The following is a 15560-nucleotide window of genomic DNA, read 5'->3' on the forward strand; positions in this document are numbered from 1 at the left end:
CTTTTATCGAATCAAAAACCGTGGCATCGAAAGCGGTCGTGCGACGCATCACTCCCCGCTTCTTCTGTTCTCTCTACCTGCACTGAGATTGCCCAGCATCGGCAGCACCCCGCTACTTCCGATCACCTCGGGCAAATGGCCATCCCACTTGGCTACCGCCTGCTGCTGGATGATTTCGGGCGTTATCGTCTGCTGCAGCAGCTTCTGCGCTTGCGCCTGCGCGTTCGCTTCGACGATCCGTTGATCCGCCACCACCTTGGCCTTTTGCAATTCATATTGCGCCTGCTGCGCCCGCTGCTGCGCAACCTGCTTCTGCTCGATGGCTTGAGCGAATTGCGAGCTGAAATGAAAATCGGTGATGTTCACCGAATCCACCACCAACCGAAACGGCTTCAACTCGGCCATGATTTGCGCTTCAATTTGCGCACGCACCTGATCTCTATGCGTGATCAGATCTTCCGCGTTGTAATGCGCGGTCACCGCCTTTACGGAATTACTGATCGCCGGCTTGATGATCTTATTGACGAGCGCCGTTTCGTTGCCGATGTGCTGATAGACCCATTCGGCGTCTGCTGGCAAGATGTGCCAGTTCGTCGCGACCGTAGTCGTCACGTCCTGGAGATCGAGGCTGGCCGCGGTTTCCGCGTCCTGCGAGTTTTGCACCTGTACATCCATTCTCGCCACCGTTTGCACGGCTGGAATCTTCAAATGTAAGCCGGGATCGAGCACGCCCGGCTCAACGGCCCCCCAGGTCATCAATACGCCGCGCTGCCCTGGCCCCACTGTCACAAAACAACCGCTGATGATCACCAGCGCAATAAAAACCGCAATACCGCCGCCAATCGCGCGCGATGTCCCGGGAATGGTCATGATGTCGTTATTTTCCTGAATGCGTGATTGAGTGCGTCAACGGTCACCCGGCGCCATGCAAAGCGGCTTGCGCCGGAGGCTCCGCATAAGGATGCCCGATCTCGTCAGCCAATACCACCGCGGCGTCGTCAGGGCCGATCAGTCGCCCGTCTTGCGCGTGAAGTTCGAGCGGTTTGACCGGCAGTCCCTGGCGTTTGTCGACGAGGCGCATCTGACACTCTTCGGAGTCGAAGAAATACGCTTCGCCCCATTGCCTCAACGCAACAAGCAGCGGAAACAGGCCCTTCCCTTTTTCCGTCAGGACGTACTTTTGATAGGCGCTGCCTTCCGATGCGGGGACCATCTCCAGGATACCGTGATCAACCAGGTTTCGAAGTCGCGTCGAGAGAATATTTTTGGCAAGGCCCAGGCTCTTCTGAAATTCGCCAAAGCGATTCAGGCCGCTGAAAGCGTCGCGAACGATCAACAGGGACCACCAATCTCCGATCGCATCCAAGGGCCTTGCAATCGCGCAAGGCGCTTCCTTATGACTCGTTCGCTTCACCATTGCCGCTCTCCATTCTTTGAACGCGCTCGCCCGGACGCTTGCGACCGCTCATGCAGAGCCGACGTGTTCTCGCTATTACGGTTGCATCGATCGAATCGCCAATCCATGAACGGAGCGCAACGTCGAACAGTCAGGGAATGCGAAATCGCGGGGCAAGCGGTTCGATTATAAAACCGCGCCCCGCGGCATAACAATTGACGGATTGCGCGTGCGTCATGGCAAGGCGCGAAATGGCGGTCAGCTGCACACTGCCTGCCCAACCCGGTGCGGTGAGAAAATCAGAAAACTGACTGCCCCGAGCACCCAGACGCCGAATCCGCCGTAGAGCATCAACCAGCTGAATCCCTCGATCAGCGCGGCATGCAAGATCGTCCCCGAAGGGTCAGCCTGAGCCAGCACCGGAAAATGCTGAAGCAGTGACTCCATGCTGCCGCCGCCGGCGACGCGTTCGGCCAACATCCGCAAATCGGCTGCACTCAACGTGTTAGGCAGCGCATCGCGCAGGTGATCGACGATGCCCGCCACAAGAACGACGCCCATCACGGCGATATTGATGGCAAGGCTGATCAGGCGTGCGCTGATGTCCATGCCCGATGCCATGCCGGCGCGGTTCGATGGGACCGAGCCGGTGGTCGTGTTCGTCGTCGGCGTGTTGGTCAGGCCCAGGCCGATGCCCGCCACGAGCGAGCCCGGCAGCATCGTCCAACCGCTCGCGATCGACGCTGTCGCACCGAAGCGCATGAGCATAAAACCGAGCCCGATCGCGAACATGCCAAGCGGAATGACGATGCCTGGCTGGTGCCGGTGCGAAAGCCGCTCGGCAACGGGAGGGACGACGAGCGTCGGCAGGGTGTAAGCCAGCAGCGAAAGCCCTGCAGTCACGACATCGTAATGCAGCCCCGTTTGATAAAAGATCGGCAAAAAAATAATGAACGGCCAGAAGCTGAAGTTCATGCCGATCGAGCCCATGATCGCGCCCGAAAACCGCCTGATGCGGAACACGGAAAAATCGAACATGGGATGCGGATTGATCTGCTCGACGACGACAAAAGCGATAAAACTGACGAACGTCGCCGCGATGATACCGAGCGCCGCACGGCTCGCGAATCCGATCTCCGAACCCTGCGTAATAAAGTACGTCAACCCGAATACCGCAAGCGACAGCGTGACGATGCCGATGAGATCGAGCTTCTTCGCCTCGGGGTCGCTCGATTCTTCGACGCTGCCGAGTGAAAGAACGAAGGTTAGTACTGCCAGCGGCACGTGAATCAGAAAGACCCATTGCCATCCCGTGAACGCGGCGATGGCGCCGCCGATCATCGGCCCGAACCCCAGGCCGACGCCCAGGAAAATGCCCCAGATGCCGAACGCCTTGACGCGCTCCGCACCTTCTTTGAATTGACTCGAAAGAATGGCGATCACGCAAATCAACATTGATCCGCCGCCCAGACCTTGAATGAACCGTCCGGCGATCAATAGCGCCGCACTCTGTGTAAGACCGCAAATCAATGAAGCTACGCCGAATACGCTCAGGCTAAGCAGAAACATCCGTTTTCTGCCGTACCGATCCGCCAGCGTGCCAGCCGCCATCAGCACAGTGGTGCAAGCGATCGTGTAGGCGTTCATGATCCATTGCAGATCCTTGAAATCGGCGTGAAGCAGCTTTTCGAGCGTCGCCAGAATAACCGGCACGCTTGAAATTTCCAGCGCGAACATGAGTTGCGCAAGGCATATGGCCGCCAATGCAAGGGCGTTTCGATTGGAACGGGTGAAGGAAATGTCCATGGGTCGATTTGCTCGCTGCGTATGCGTTATTGAAGGTCCCGGTCGCCATGGATAGGCTCTCGCCTCGGCCCTTGGCGATTCATGAACAGGAAGGTTTCAAGATGAAACCGACTCAATATTAGTTCGAATGGTTTCAATATGCAACTGCAATGAGCGTAGCGCCCCCGCTCCGGTGGCGCGCATCGAGGTCGGGTTGAGGGCCGACATTGACCCACTGCCCCGGCTTCGGCGGTGATCGGCACATGCGTTCTACAATGCCGTGCTTCGCTTGCTTTGCTTTCGTAACGGCATGTAATCCGTAATGAAGAACACAGCCCTTGAAATCGCGTCCTTTCGGTATTTCGTCCTCAACCGCATTGCGACGACGATGTCCACTCAGATGCTCATGGTCATCGTGGGCTGGCAGATGTACGACATCACCCACAGCGCGTTCGATCTGGGGCTCGTCGGCTTGGCGCAGTTCGTACCCGCGCTGGCGCTCTGTCTGCTCGTGGGCCAGGTGGCCGATCGCTACGATCGTCGCTATGTCCTGATCGGTTGCCAGATTGCGCAAGGCGGCGTCGCGCTGCTGCTCGCGGCCGGCACCTGGTACGGATGGCTGGGTCGGGAACTGCTGTTGATCGCGTCGCTGGCGCTTGGCGCAACGAGAGCCTTTCAACTGCCGACGCAGCAAGCGTTGCTGCCTACGCTCGTTCCGCTAACCATGTTTCCACAAGCGCTGGCAATCAATTCGGCCGCATCGCAGTTCGCAACGATACTGGGGCCGGCCGTTGGCGGGTTTATCTACGTGGCGGGTGCCGCAGTCGTGTACGACGTATGCGCGGTCATGTGCGTCTTTGCAATCGCAATGCTTTATCTGATTCGCTACGACCACGCACGTCCTGCTCGCGAACCCGTAACGCTGCAAAGCCTGTTCGCGGGCATCAACTTCATATGGCAACGGGAGCAGGTGCTGGGCGCCATCTCGCTCGATTTGCTCGCCGTTCTGTTTGGCGGAGCCACGGCTTTGCTACCGATCTTCGCCCGTGACGTGTTGCATGTCGGGTCGTGGGGCCTGGGACTGCTGAGGTCGGCGCCCGCGATCGGGGCGTTGCTGGTGTCGCTCTATCTGGCCCGCCACCCCATCGAGCGCCGCGTGGGCAAAATCATGCTCTATTGCGTGGCGCTGTACGGGCTCGCAACGCTGGTGTTTGCGCTCTCGCGCTCGTTTGGATTGTCGCTGTTCGCCCTTGCACTGACGGGCGCGTTCGATATGGTCAGCGTGGTCGTTCGGCAATCGCTGGTGCAACTCGATACACCGAACGAAATGAGAGGTCGCGTCAGCGCGGTCAATTCGATTTTTATCGGAGCGTCGAATCAGCTTGGCGAATTCGAATCGGGGCTCACAGCAGGCTGGTTCGGCGCGGTGCCTTCGGTCCTTATCGGCGGCGCTGGTACGATCCTGATCGTCGCGCTCTGGACGAGATTGTTCCCGGCGCTGCGTCATCGAGAACGCATGACCACGACCTGAACAACCGGCCGCCCGCGACGCGCCCGGCCGATGTGTCTCGTTGCCTGGAAGGTCAAGCCGACGCTCCCTTCGCCGGCTAACCGTCTCTGTGTTCGACCGATATCTTCTGCCGCATGACCTCTACGCGGCCGCCCGTGCCGTCCTTCGACGTTCCGCCATCGCCATCATCGCCGTCCTCGCTCGAGAACAACCCGCCCCCTGCCGGCCATACGCGCCGGAATTGCTCGAGTTGCCGTTCCTCGGTGAAGACCGACACCGAAGGCTTGAGCAGATCGTGCCGCGAAACGATGCCCACCAGCCGATAGGATTTTTCGTCCTCGACCACAGGCACGCGCTCGAGCCCCATGGCCGCCAAGCGGGCGGCGACGTTTCGACAGGTCTCCCCGGGAAGGGCGACATCGGGGTGCAATTGAGGGAACAGTTCACCGACGCGCGCGCCGGCCTGTTCCGACGAAACCCGAGCCAGCACCGCTTTATCCACCATACCGATCAGGCGCCCCGATGCCACCACCGGATAGGCACGAAACTTTTGCGTCGGGCCGAAATAGTCTCGAAGCACGTCGACAATGGGCATGTTCGATTCGATCGTCTGCAGCGTGCGCGTCATCACTTCTTCGACATAGTGCCGCTCCAACGGATCGATGCTGTACTCGCGGTAGATGTGATAGCCGCGGCGTGCAATCTTCTCGGTCAGGATCGAACGGCGCATCACCAGCACCGTAAAGCCATAGGCAACCGCTGCGGCAGCCAGCAACGGCAGCAAAGCATTCGCATCGCCCGTCAATTCGAATGCAAAAACCGCCGCCATGACGGGCGCACGCATCATGCCGCCCAGGGCCGCGGCCATGAAGATCAGCGGCCAAACCGCAGGCTCGCCGCCCGGCATATAAGGGCCGACGATCGCACCGACGCCGGCGCCCATCATGAGCAACGGCGCCAATACGCCCCCCGACGTTCCCGACGCCAGCGCGATGACCCAAATGATGGCCTTGACGACGACAATGGCAACCACCGCATGCAACAGGAGATGGTTTTGCAGCAAATCTCCGATCACGTCATACCCGACGCCGAGCGTTCTCGGCTGAAAATAACCGCCGATTCCCACGGCGATCGCACCGAGCGCAGGCCACCACATCCAATGAATAGGCAGCTTGCCGAACGCATCTTCGACCTTGTAGAGCCAGCTCGACAAACCCCAGGACAACGCCCCGGCGATCAAGCCGGCGAGCGCGGAAGAGACGAGACCCATGGGGCCGAGCGGCAGTGTGTGCAATGGAAACAACGGCCCGCTGCCGAGCAGCAAGGGGCGCGTGAAGCCCGCGACCGCACAGGCAATGGCGACCGGCAAGAGACTGCGCGGCCGCAATTCGAACAGCAAAAGCTCGATCGCAAGCAACACGGCCGCAATGGGCGTGCCGAACACGGCCGTCATGCCGGCCACTGCGCCGGCGACCAGCAAGGCCTTGCGTTCGGCGCTCGACAAATGAAAATACTGCGCAATGAGCGAGCCGATCGCGCCGCCCGTCATGATGATCGGCCCTTCAGCGCCGAACGGTCCGCCGCTGCCGATCGCGATCGCGGAAGCGAGCGGCTTGAGCACGGCGACTTTGGGCGACATCTTGCTCTTGCCGAACAGAATCGCTTCGATCGCTTCGGGAATCCCGTGCCCACGAATCTGCTCGGATCCGAACCGCGCGATCAACCCAACAAGCAGCCCGCCGATGACCGGCGCGGCGACGACGAGCCAGCCGAGCGTGTTTTCGGCCGGCGAGCGGTTCGCCGTGGACAGGGTCTGGAAGAAAAACAGGTTGGTGAACAGACGAATCAGGTGGAGCAGGAAATCGGCTGCGACGGTGCTGAGCGCACCGCCGACGGCCGCAATGGCCGAGATGCGCAAAAGTCTGACGTCAGTCGCAAAGTCGCCCTTGTGCTCGCTCATGAAGATCCTCAGGTCAGGCGTGGAGATTCAGTGGCCCATTCGGCCGCAAGCCGTATATATATCACAATGTGATGTAATGTGCGGCAAGCGGCCGCGGGGGCCCGTCCGCAGATGGAGGCGGATTCAGGTGTTCGGGCGCAGTGCCGTTCGATCGCGCATCGACGGCCGAGTGGGTCGAACAATGGCCTTGTTCGCGCGTTGTCTACCGGGAGGCAGCGCAGTGCCCGAGCCGGCTCCGCTGGCGCGAAATCTTACGTTTCCGCGCTGGCGTAGTTGACGTACATCGATTGGATGCCGACGCGCCCCGGCCCGGTGAAACGATTGACGATGAAGTTGACGCCGGCGCCGAAGAGCCCGCTCGAGAGCCGGTCGACGACGGTTTCCATGCGAACGTCCGGCGTTTTATAGAGCCACCCGCCGGGTTCGACGTCGATCGTCTCTCCAGCCGCGAGCACCTTCTCGAACACGTTGCCGTATCCATGCACCCACAACACGCCATTGGCGGTATGACTGCGAAACTTGTCGATGAAAAATCCCGTCTGGCCGAACAGCATGTTGCTGATGCCGCGCACACGTTCGAACGTGTAGTCGACGCTGGCCGTGGCCGCCAGGAACTGGTGCTCGCGCACGTGCAGTTCCTCCCCCGCGGCAAGGTGTATCGGCACGATGTGGCCGGCGCCGTCGCGGCTGAATGCGATGACGCCCGGGCCGCTCGCTTCGGTGACGAACACCTGCATCCCCGCCATCATTCGCTTGACCGCACCTCTGAGCGACTTCAGGCCGATCCTCACGGCCGGGTTCTTCCAGAGCAGAATGTGATGCTCGAAGTAGACGGGCTGCTGCGAAACGTCGATCGACAGCACCGGCACGAGCTCGCCGCCTATGTGATAGGTGACGCCCCCGTACGTTTCATCTGTAGCGCTCGTGGGCAGCAGTTTTGGAAGCTGGTTCATTCTGGCCTCTCCGTGTTTTGTCGGGTCGACAATGGTCCATGCGGAATACGGCTGTTGTTCCGGCATCCTACTCGTGCAGCGCGGCCTCGCGCTACTTTTTGCAACATCGGCTATGGGCTCAGGGTTCCAGTCGCAGCCTGCCGTCGTTTATCGAGGTTTGCACCGGACTTCCGTCGAAAGCCGGATTTTTTGCCACCTTGGCGTCGAGCTTCGCCGGATCGGGCGCTAACTGCGGGTGGATCACCGTTGGAATCCCCCGCCGCTGGGCCTCCATCAGCTCATCGCGCGCGATATCGCCACCGCCGTAGGCGAAATAAGCGCCACGACCGTCGGCGGCTGCGGTGACCATGTACGACAGTCCGTCTGGGGCAAGAACCGACCACGTCTGCCCTGGATCGGGCACGTAGATCGTGTCGTCGCAATAGGCGGAGGCGCCGAATTGCCTCGCCTCCTCCGACACGATACCCAGCGTGTCGATCGAAAAGCCCTTCGCGACGCGGTATCCGATGTCGCCAATGCCGTCGCTGGTCGACCCGCCTACCACGATCAGGTTCTCCGCGCCGTGCGCGGCGACCTTTTGTTCGAGGTCCGCCCGCACCGCCTGTTCAACAACGGCTTCGTCGGCATAACCCAGGCCGGAATAGCCGCCGATGACGATCACGCGCTTGTCGCCGATCTTCTGCAGGATCTGATTGAGCACGGGATCTTCCGATGACGCCCCCGTCGTCAGGGCGCGCGCACCTGCATCGAGCCGTACGCCGCGCAGCGATTTCACGTACGGCAACGCGCTCAGCGTTGTGGTCATCGTGCCCGAGAGCCACGTGCGCCACGACGTAGGGTTAGCGGCGACATCCTGCACCGCGTTCGCCGCTTGATAGGCGGCATTCCCGGCGTAGTAGGTTTGTAGACCAAAGTAGACCAGCCGAAGCCCGGTGGTCGTGGCGGGCCCCAGTAGCGGCACAGCGAACGGCGCGACGCTGATGGCGCCAACTACGGGGAACAGCACCATCGCCTCGCCGGCCTTCAACAGAATCTGCCAATTATCAAGGTGCTGCTTCGGCCCCGTGGTCGTCTGATCCATGACGCCGGCCGGCACGCCCGTGCCGGCAGTCGTCAAAAACTGCTGCGATACCAGGGTGCCTTTGGGCAGCCCATTGTTTTGCACCCACGCGTCATAGCTGTCGTAGGCTTTCGTGTCGGCCGGGCCGACAAACCGGCGCCCCGCCCTGCCATCGACCTGGACCAACTGCAGCTGTTGCGGCGCGGCTGGTTGATCGCCGTTGTCCGTCGATGCATGGTTCCAATAGAGCATCGGGAGCAGCGTGATTTCGATCGGTGCGGCATTGCCCGGCTCAGTCACATCCTGTGAAGCGAGTACGCTGTCGGCCAGCTGATTGAGCGTCGTGTCGCCGTACACCTTGTCATTGCCGTCGTATTGCTGGCCGTCTGCCGGTGCATTCGCAAGAGGGGTTTGCCTGTATGCGCGGCCGAGCGCGTCGATGAGCGAGGAGCGGGAGGTAATAACCTGGGTGCCCGGCTGCGTGACGGCTTCCTGGGTCGCGTCTGCGCTTGCGCTCGCCATAGGCGGCACGTTCGACGGCGTTGAATCGCCGCGATTCAACGTCGGAAGCTCTTCCTCGATGTACTTCGCCGTCTTCGAGTGCGGATCGGAAGTGATGATGTCCTGCGCCAACTGAGGATTCACAACGTGCGTGCCGTCCTTGCTGGACCAGTTCAGATCGTAGTACTTATCACTGCCATCGCTGCTGCCGACGAAATCATTGCCGCCCATTCGCTTCGCGACGACGCCGAGCAGGCTGCGGCCGGCCGCAGTCTGGCTCGCCGGTGTGGTCGCATCTCCGAGTGCGGCGTATGCGTCGCCTACGTCTATCGCGTATCGCGGGGCGTCGTTCTTTTCCCAAAGGACCGAGAGCCCGCTCGCGTTGTTCCACACGCCGTGCGCGACCAAACCCTCGAAGCGCGATTGGAATTTCTGCTGATAGAGCGCGACGATCAGATCCGCATCGGCAGGCTCACCGACGCTCTTCAGGATCTGCGCGTCGGCGTGGACCTCATCGACGGCATGTTTTTCATGCACCGAGCCGGCCAGATCGCTAAAGCGTTGCTGCACCGAATTCGAGCGCAACGCGGCCGCCAGCAATTCCTGATAGTTGAACGCTCCGTTGCTTTTGAATTCGGCCAACACTGCCGAAGTTGCCCGCAATTCGGATTGCGCATCTTGGGCGGATTCGTGCGACGTCGTACCCGTCGTACCAAGTACGTCATTGATGTCGTCCGACTTCAAGGTGGCGATCGACGGATCGCGTGTGATGTCATTGAAGAGCGTCCAATCGTCCAGGCTTGTAACGCCGCTGTTGGGTGCAAAACCGTACGGGTTCTCCGGCGCAGTCAGTTGCTGCGTGACCGGGTCGATAGTTAGTAGCCCTAATTTTTCCAACTGTGCCGTCAGCGCGTCGGTTCGGGCGACGTCCGTATGGATTTTGCTCTCGGAGGGCGACTCGGCGCGGCGATGCGCGGGCGTCGCATCTGCAACGGCGCCCAATGCCTGCAATTCGGTTAGCGCCAGAAGGAGGTTGTGGGTCGTGCTTTGGCCCGTCGAAGGCGTCGCTGAGGCCATCACCTGATGCGCTACGACTTGCTCAGCCATGTCCCACGCATCGCGTGCAAACGGATCGTCGGCCCAGGCAATGCCCCGCTCCCCGGTGGCTGCGTTGAGCGCATCGTTCAGCGCCCCGCGTAGCGCGCTCATATCGTTTGAATACTGAAGCGTGCCCTGCTTGTCCGCCTCGAGCCGGGCCATCGCGGCTGTCGCTGCACGAGTGTCGATGGGTCGCGTATACCCATTCGCGGCCATGAGCTGCGTGGCTCGCTCGAGCGTCGACGCATCGAAATACTTCGTCAGCGTGGCCTTGGCGAGCACGATCGGGGTCGATCCGCCCGGATTGCGCAAGAACGTGGGGAGCGAAGCCGGCGCTTGAACGTGCAACGCGGCGCAAGCGAGCGTCAAAGCATCGCAACCGACCCCGCCGTATTGCGTCGAGATGCAGGCGAGCGCTTCCGGCAAATCGGCGCCGGCATTCAGGTATGCGGTCAATTGGGCCGCCGTGCTTTTGATCGCCTCGGCCGTAGGACGCAGATTGACGCTGGCCGCCGCAGTCGAACTGGCGCCCGCGGTCGAGGCCCCAGCCGCCGCGTGCATGGACCGAGCGACCTGCTCCAATGTTTTGGCGTCGAGCGACGACAGACGATTGTCCTTGGGCGACGAATCACGGTAGGCTTCGAGCTCTTTCACCGCCCTGTCGACGGCATCGGCTGGCAGGTTCGAGCCCGATGGGCCGGACTGCATATCGTGTTGCACCTGAATGGTGACCGCCGCTTGCCCCACGACGAGCGCTTCGTCGTCGCGGCACTTCCACGCAGCCTGCAGCGCCGTGGCCATCGAGTCCGCATCGACCGGTTTTGTGCCAATACTCTTCGTCATCGCCAGATAGGCCTGACCAGCCGGAGCCGGCTCGGGGGCCGGCGGTGCGGCGGACAGGACGCGTGCCGCGCCCGACGGTCCTTCGGTCAGTAGTTCCATCTTGGCATCTCGTGGGGCCGGTGCATAACAAACACGTGCGCTTGCCGGCAGGCGGAAAGGCTAGATTCTCCGTGCTTGATTGTGAGAGAACAACTCCGGCTAAGCGTAGAACCGTGCGCTCAAAAGCGACGGAATTCCGAGGATCGTCCCTTGATAACACCGACATTCCATAATCGACGCATAGCAGCAACTTGACCGCACACCATGTACTACGCGATTTGCACGTACGGGGCGCCGTGGGCGTATGCCGACTTCACGGCGACGGCCATCCCACCGTCGCAAGTCGCCTGAACCTGTCGATGTACACGCGCGCGGGTTGCTACCTGGGCAGCAACGTCTCCGCGTCGTTGCCACCCGGCGATTCGAACTGGACGCCGCTCTCGGTCAGCATCGCACTACCGGCTCAAGGCAACGCCCAGATTTGCGCCGGCGCGTTGCCGGCCTACGTCGAGATTCACTTGGAATCGGGTGCGCCTGCGGCAGCCGGCGGAGGCACGGTCTGGTTCGACGATGTCACGTTCGGCGAGACGCCTTAGCTTCCCGCAGCACCGGCCCATTCATCGAACCGGCACCGCGATCCGCTCTTCGTGCGTCACTGCTGCACTTGCCATTGCAATACCGGATGCGTCGCACCGGCCGGCATCGCCCAAACGCCGTTCTGCCCGAAGTCGTAGCCCGCAAACGAAGCCGTTTGTTGCATCTGCGCGCTGGTCAGTCCGTTTGCATCCGGCATGGGCTTGCCCGTATACACGCCCGCGGCAGCGCCCGTCGTGTCCTTGTTCCAATAGACGTCATTGCCGATCGTGCCTTGATTGATCGAAGCAATGCCTGCTGGCGCAATACCGTTGTCGTTATTGACGGGCCCCGTGGCGAACGATTGCGTGATCGAGCCCAGGTTGTTCCACACGAGGCCGGCCGACCCGGACGTGCATCCGGGTCCCGGGCAATAAGTGAAATTTGTCGAGGTGCCGCCGGTCGCATACGATTGCGTGATCGTTCCGCCGTTGCCGCCCACGAGCCCGCCCGCGCCGCCTGCATAAGGCTCTACGCTCACGCCGCCGGTCGCGAACGATTGCGCGATGAGGCCATCGTTTTCCGCGGCGAGGCCACCTGCGTTCCCCGCGGAATCGATGCCCGCGCTGCTGGACGAGCGCAGGATGTTGCCGTAATTGATGCCCACCAATCCACCCGAGCTCGTCAAGTAGGCGGCGAGGTCGCCCGATTGCGCGACGTTGCCCGACGAATGACCGTAGGCAATCGTTCCGTTATTGACGCCGGCAAGCAGGCCGATCGAAAAATATCCCCCCGCGCCCACTGAGCCGCCGCTCACGGTGATATCGCGTACAACGCCCGCCGTGCCGATCACGCCAAACAGGCCCTGCGCCTGCAACGTATAGCCTTGCGGGTCGATCGGTCCGCCCTGCACCATCTGGATCAAATCCAATGAATCGACTTGATGCCCGCGTCCGTCGAATTGCCCGCTGAACGGATGGTTGTAATCGCCGATCGGCACGAACGAGCCGTCGGTCGTCGAACCCGCATCGATATTCCTGCCCAGGGCGTAGTTCGCCGTTGGATCGGCGGCCACTTTCTTCAGGTCTCCTAACGAATTGACCAACCGATAACCCGTGATCTGCGTAACGAGCCCGCTATAGGGCGCTGCTTTCCATGTTGCGTTGGCCAGCAGAGAACCCGGCGTGAAGCTGCCGTTCATATCGTAGAGGGCGGTGACGACGCCGGTGCTCCTGGACCAGTCGATGACGCCGTTATTCGTGATGCTGCCGCCATTATCGATCGCTGCGGCATCGGCATTGAGCGTCAGATTGCCTGTGCCGCAGTTCTTCAATTTCGCGCCCGCTTCGATCGTCAACGAATGATAGGCGCCGAGTGTCAGCGAAGCCGCGCCGGTCCAATGAATCGACGACAGCACGTCAATATCGCCGGTGCCGCCCTGCGCGCCCGTTGCTTGCGCGTCGATCGACGTGCCGGCACTCAAACTTCGGGCGAACGTGGCGGCGGCTCCGCTGTCGATCGCCAGATCGGGGGTCGTCACCTGCCACTTGCCGGCTTTGATCAACGGCTTGATGTCATCGGAGCCGAGATCGAGCAGTGCGGCGTTCGTGTCGACGGCGCCCGCGCTGCCATCGGCGTTCTTCGCCTCGATCGTGCCACCGAGCGCGACCACGCCCGTTTCAGCAACCAGCCAGACATGTCCATCGCGTTTCGCGGTACCGGTCGCACGGATCGTCGTGTGCTCGCCCGCCAGCGCAAAGATGTTGCCATCGGCCGCTTGCAGGCTTACTTGCGCCGCGTCGATCGGCCCTGCGTTCTCGATGTTTCCGCCACTGCCCGTTTGCACGAACACTTGTCGCCCCGTGGACGAATCCTGCAATAACACGTTCTGCCCCACTGCCAGTTCGGCTGTGCCGTGCGGAGCGGAGATTCTTCCGGCGTTGACGACGCTATTGCCTGAAATCAGCATCACGTCGCCCCCCGTCGATCCCACGGTACCGAGGTTGATGACGCTGGCGTTCGAATCGCCTTTGAATGCAAGCGGATGGCCCCTCATGAAACCGCAATTGCAGGTATCGAGCGTCGAGGCGACAAAACGGCCGCCCGTGCTGACGAGCCCGCCAGGACCGATCAGGATGCCCTGCGGGTTGATCAAATACACGCTACCTGTGGCTGACAACGTGCCGAAGATCGCGGAGGGATCGCCGCCCGTCACGCGGTTCAGCGTAGCGCCGCTGCCGTTGTCGAAGGTCACGCGGTTGCCGCTGCCGATGGAAAAATGCGACCAGTCGATTACGCCGCGGCTCGTCGTTTGATTGATCGTGAGCGCGGTCGCGCTGCCGCTGATCGATCCGGAGCCGGCGACGAACTGGCCGCCGCTTGGCAGGGCACCTGCGGCATAGGCCGGCGCGGTGGCCGCGCCCCAACTCCATAAGGCCACGGCCATCGGCACGAGAGCCGTAAGGGGGCGCCGTCGGATGGTCCACCCCAGGTTGGCGAAATCTTTCCCGTGAGCCGTGTCTTCGCTCGATTGACTGATGACCTGCATGGCGCCCCCTTGTCTCCGATGTTCGAATGTGTGCTTCCCGCTCGTGCCCTTTTTTCCCGGTCTGGCGGCACGATCAGAACGATAGCGGGCGCAGGGAAGTCATAGCGGAGCCGATGCCATCCGAATCAGCCAACCATTCGTCCTTTTCCGCCTTCCGCCTCCGCGAGACACGCGCGGGTTCCCCCGATTGACATGATTGCTTTTGGCAACTAAAACTATGCCAGAGGCAACCAAGGAGACTGCCATGGCCAGCGCTACTGTTCTCGACGAGCGTGCGGAAACCGTCCGCCGCTTCAATCGCTTTTACACGCGCCAGATCGGTGTCTTGCACGAACACCTGCTCGATAGCGAGTTCTCGCTGACGGAAGTGCGGATTCTCTATGAGCTTGCGCATCGCAAAGGGATCACCGCTTCCGATCTGTGCCGCGAACTCGGACTCAATGCGGGCTATGTGAGCCGCGTCATTGCCGGTTTCGAAAACAAAGGATTGCTCTTCAAGACGCGATCGACGACAGATGCGCGCGTCGCTCAATTGCAACTGACAGAAAAAGGGCAAGCGGCATTTCGACCATTGAACGAGGCATCGCGGCGTGAAGTCGGCGCGATGCTCGAACGGCTGGCCGAGCCGGCTCAGCTTCAGCTGGTCGATGCCATGGCGCAGATCCAGGCGTTGCTTGGCGAGGCGGAAACCTCGTATGTGCTGCGCGATCCGCGCCCCGGCGATATGGGTTGGATCGTCCATCGGCAGTCGGTCCTCTATGCACATCAGTACGGTTGGAATGCCGAATTCGAAGCGCTCGTAGCCGAGATCGTCGCAAAGTTCATCCGCGAGTTCGATCCGACGTCCGAGCGTTGTTGGATCGCAGAAAAAGACGGCAAAGCGGTGGGCTCGGTGTTTGTCGTTCGCGAAGACGCCGAGACGGCCAAATTGCGCTTGCTCTACGTAGAAGCGAGCGCACGCGGCCTTGGAATCGGGCATCGCCTCGTCGACGAATGTCTGCGTTTCGCCAGGCTCGCCGGCTACAAGCGGATGAAGCTATGGACGAACAGCGTGCTGGTCGAGGCTCGGCGCATTTACGAACGGGCGGGTTTCGCATTGATCGAGGAAGAGCCGCATCACAGCTTCGGCAAAGATCTGATCGGGCAAATCTGGGCGAGAGATCTTTGAGGGCCGCATCGGCCGTTGCGATTGTGCAACGCCACATCCCCACTCGCACCAGCCAATTGGCGACTTCGGCCATTTTTTGTGCAATGCACTAGATTTCTCATAGGGAAAACCCTAGAATTTGATCTA

At 61.2% G+C, this 15560-nt stretch carries 10 protein-coding genes; 3 read left to right on the forward strand and 7 right to left on the reverse strand.

The window, feature by feature from the left end:
- Positions 1-48: 48 nt before the first annotated feature.
- The 3 genes from C0Z19_RS02120 to C0Z19_RS02130 all read right to left on the reverse strand — a co-directional run bounded on the left by C0Z19_RS02120 (position 49) and on the right by C0Z19_RS02130 (position 3202).
- Complete coding sequence (locus C0Z19_RS02120; protein WP_102608104.1) at positions 49-870, reverse strand: prohibitin family protein; 822 nt, start codon at positions 868-870, stop codon at positions 49-51.
- Positions 871-913: 43 nt separating this feature from the next.
- A complete protein-coding gene (locus tag C0Z19_RS02125; protein WP_102608105.1) occupies positions 914-1417 on the reverse strand; it encodes a winged helix-turn-helix transcriptional regulator in 504 nt (167 codons plus the stop codon).
- Positions 1418-1654: 237 nt separating this feature from the next.
- Positions 1655-3202: an MFS transporter gene (locus tag C0Z19_RS02130; protein ID WP_175083988.1), complete on the reverse strand. Its 1548-nt coding sequence runs from the start codon at positions 3200-3202 to the stop codon at positions 1655-1657.
- Between the two features lie 301 nt (positions 3203-3503).
- On the opposite strand from C0Z19_RS02130, the gene C0Z19_RS02135 reads away from it, so the two are divergent.
- Positions 3504-4712 carry an MFS transporter gene (locus C0Z19_RS02135; protein ID WP_102608106.1) on the forward strand — a complete coding sequence of 403 codons (1209 nt, stop codon included), beginning with the start codon at positions 3504-3506 and terminating at the stop codon, positions 4710-4712.
- Between the two features lie 76 nt (positions 4713-4788).
- On the opposite strand, the gene C0Z19_RS02140 is transcribed toward C0Z19_RS02135, so the two are convergent.
- The 3 genes from C0Z19_RS02140 to C0Z19_RS02150 all read right to left on the reverse strand — a co-directional run bounded on the left by C0Z19_RS02140 (position 4789) and on the right by C0Z19_RS02150 (position 11205).
- A complete protein-coding gene (locus C0Z19_RS02140; RefSeq protein ID WP_102608107.1) occupies positions 4789-6651 on the reverse strand; it encodes a chloride channel protein in 1863 nt (620 codons plus the stop codon).
- Positions 6652-6902: 251 nt separating this feature from the next.
- Positions 6903-7604, reverse strand: a complete 702-nt coding sequence (locus C0Z19_RS02145; protein ID WP_102608108.1) for an AIM24 family protein — start codon at positions 7602-7604, stop codon at positions 6903-6905.
- Positions 7605-7722: 118 nt separating this feature from the next.
- Positions 7723-11205: a hypothetical protein gene (locus tag C0Z19_RS02150; RefSeq protein WP_102608109.1), complete on the reverse strand. Its 3483-nt coding sequence runs from the start codon at positions 11203-11205 to the stop codon at positions 7723-7725.
- 191 nt (positions 11206-11396) lie between these two features.
- On the opposite strand from C0Z19_RS02150, the gene C0Z19_RS02155 reads away from it, so the two are divergent.
- Entirely contained in the window at positions 11397-11741 is a 345-nt protein-coding gene (locus tag C0Z19_RS02155) for a hypothetical protein (protein ID WP_146011980.1), read from the forward strand.
- 56 nt (positions 11742-11797) lie between these two features.
- On the opposite strand, the gene C0Z19_RS02160 is transcribed toward C0Z19_RS02155, so the two are convergent.
- Positions 11798-14266, reverse strand: coding sequence for a two-partner secretion domain-containing protein (locus C0Z19_RS02160; RefSeq protein ID WP_233195950.1), 2469 nt, complete (start codon positions 14264-14266; stop codon positions 11798-11800).
- 244 nt (positions 14267-14510) lie between these two features.
- Between C0Z19_RS02160 and C0Z19_RS02165 the strand changes: the two genes are divergently transcribed.
- A complete protein-coding gene (locus C0Z19_RS02165; RefSeq protein WP_102608187.1) occupies positions 14511-15434 on the forward strand; it encodes a bifunctional helix-turn-helix transcriptional regulator/GNAT family N-acetyltransferase in 924 nt (307 codons plus the stop codon).
- The last annotated feature ends 126 nt before the right edge of the window (positions 15435-15560 follow it).

It is taken from the genome of Trinickia soli (genome assembly GCF_002879855.1).
Lineage (GTDB): Bacteria > Pseudomonadota > Gammaproteobacteria > Burkholderiales > Burkholderiaceae > Trinickia > Trinickia soli.

Excerpts from the sequence above, each read along its gene's own strand:
- C0Z19_RS02120 (WP_102608104.1), bottom strand. The coding sequence starts at position 870 with ATGACCATTCCCGGGACATCGCGCGCGATTGGCGGCGGTATTGCGGTT.
- C0Z19_RS02125 (WP_102608105.1), bottom strand. The coding sequence starts at position 1,417 with ATGGTGAAGCGAACGAGTCATAAGGAAGCGCCTTGCGCGATTGCAAGG.
- C0Z19_RS02130 (WP_175083988.1), bottom strand. The coding sequence starts at position 3,202 with ATGGACATTTCCTTCACCCGTTCCAATCGAAACGCCCTTGCATTGGCG.
- C0Z19_RS02135 (WP_102608106.1), top strand. The coding sequence starts at position 3,504 with ATGAAGAACACAGCCCTTGAAATCGCGTCCTTTCGGTATTTCGTCCTC.
- C0Z19_RS02140 (WP_102608107.1), bottom strand. The coding sequence starts at position 6,651 with ATGAGCGAGCACAAGGGCGACTTTGCGACTGACGTCAGACTTTTGCGC.
- C0Z19_RS02145 (WP_102608108.1), bottom strand. The coding sequence starts at position 7,604 with ATGAACCAGCTTCCAAAACTGCTGCCCACGAGCGCTACAGATGAAACG.
- C0Z19_RS02150 (WP_102608109.1), bottom strand. The coding sequence starts at position 11,205 with ATGGAACTACTGACCGAAGGACCGTCGGGCGCGGCACGCGTCCTGTCC.
- C0Z19_RS02160 (WP_233195950.1), bottom strand. The coding sequence starts at position 14,266 with ATGCAGGTCATCAGTCAATCGAGCGAAGACACGGCTCACGGGAAAGAT.
- C0Z19_RS02165 (WP_102608187.1), top strand. The coding sequence starts at position 14,511 with ATGGCCAGCGCTACTGTTCTCGACGAGCGTGCGGAAACCGTCCGCCGC.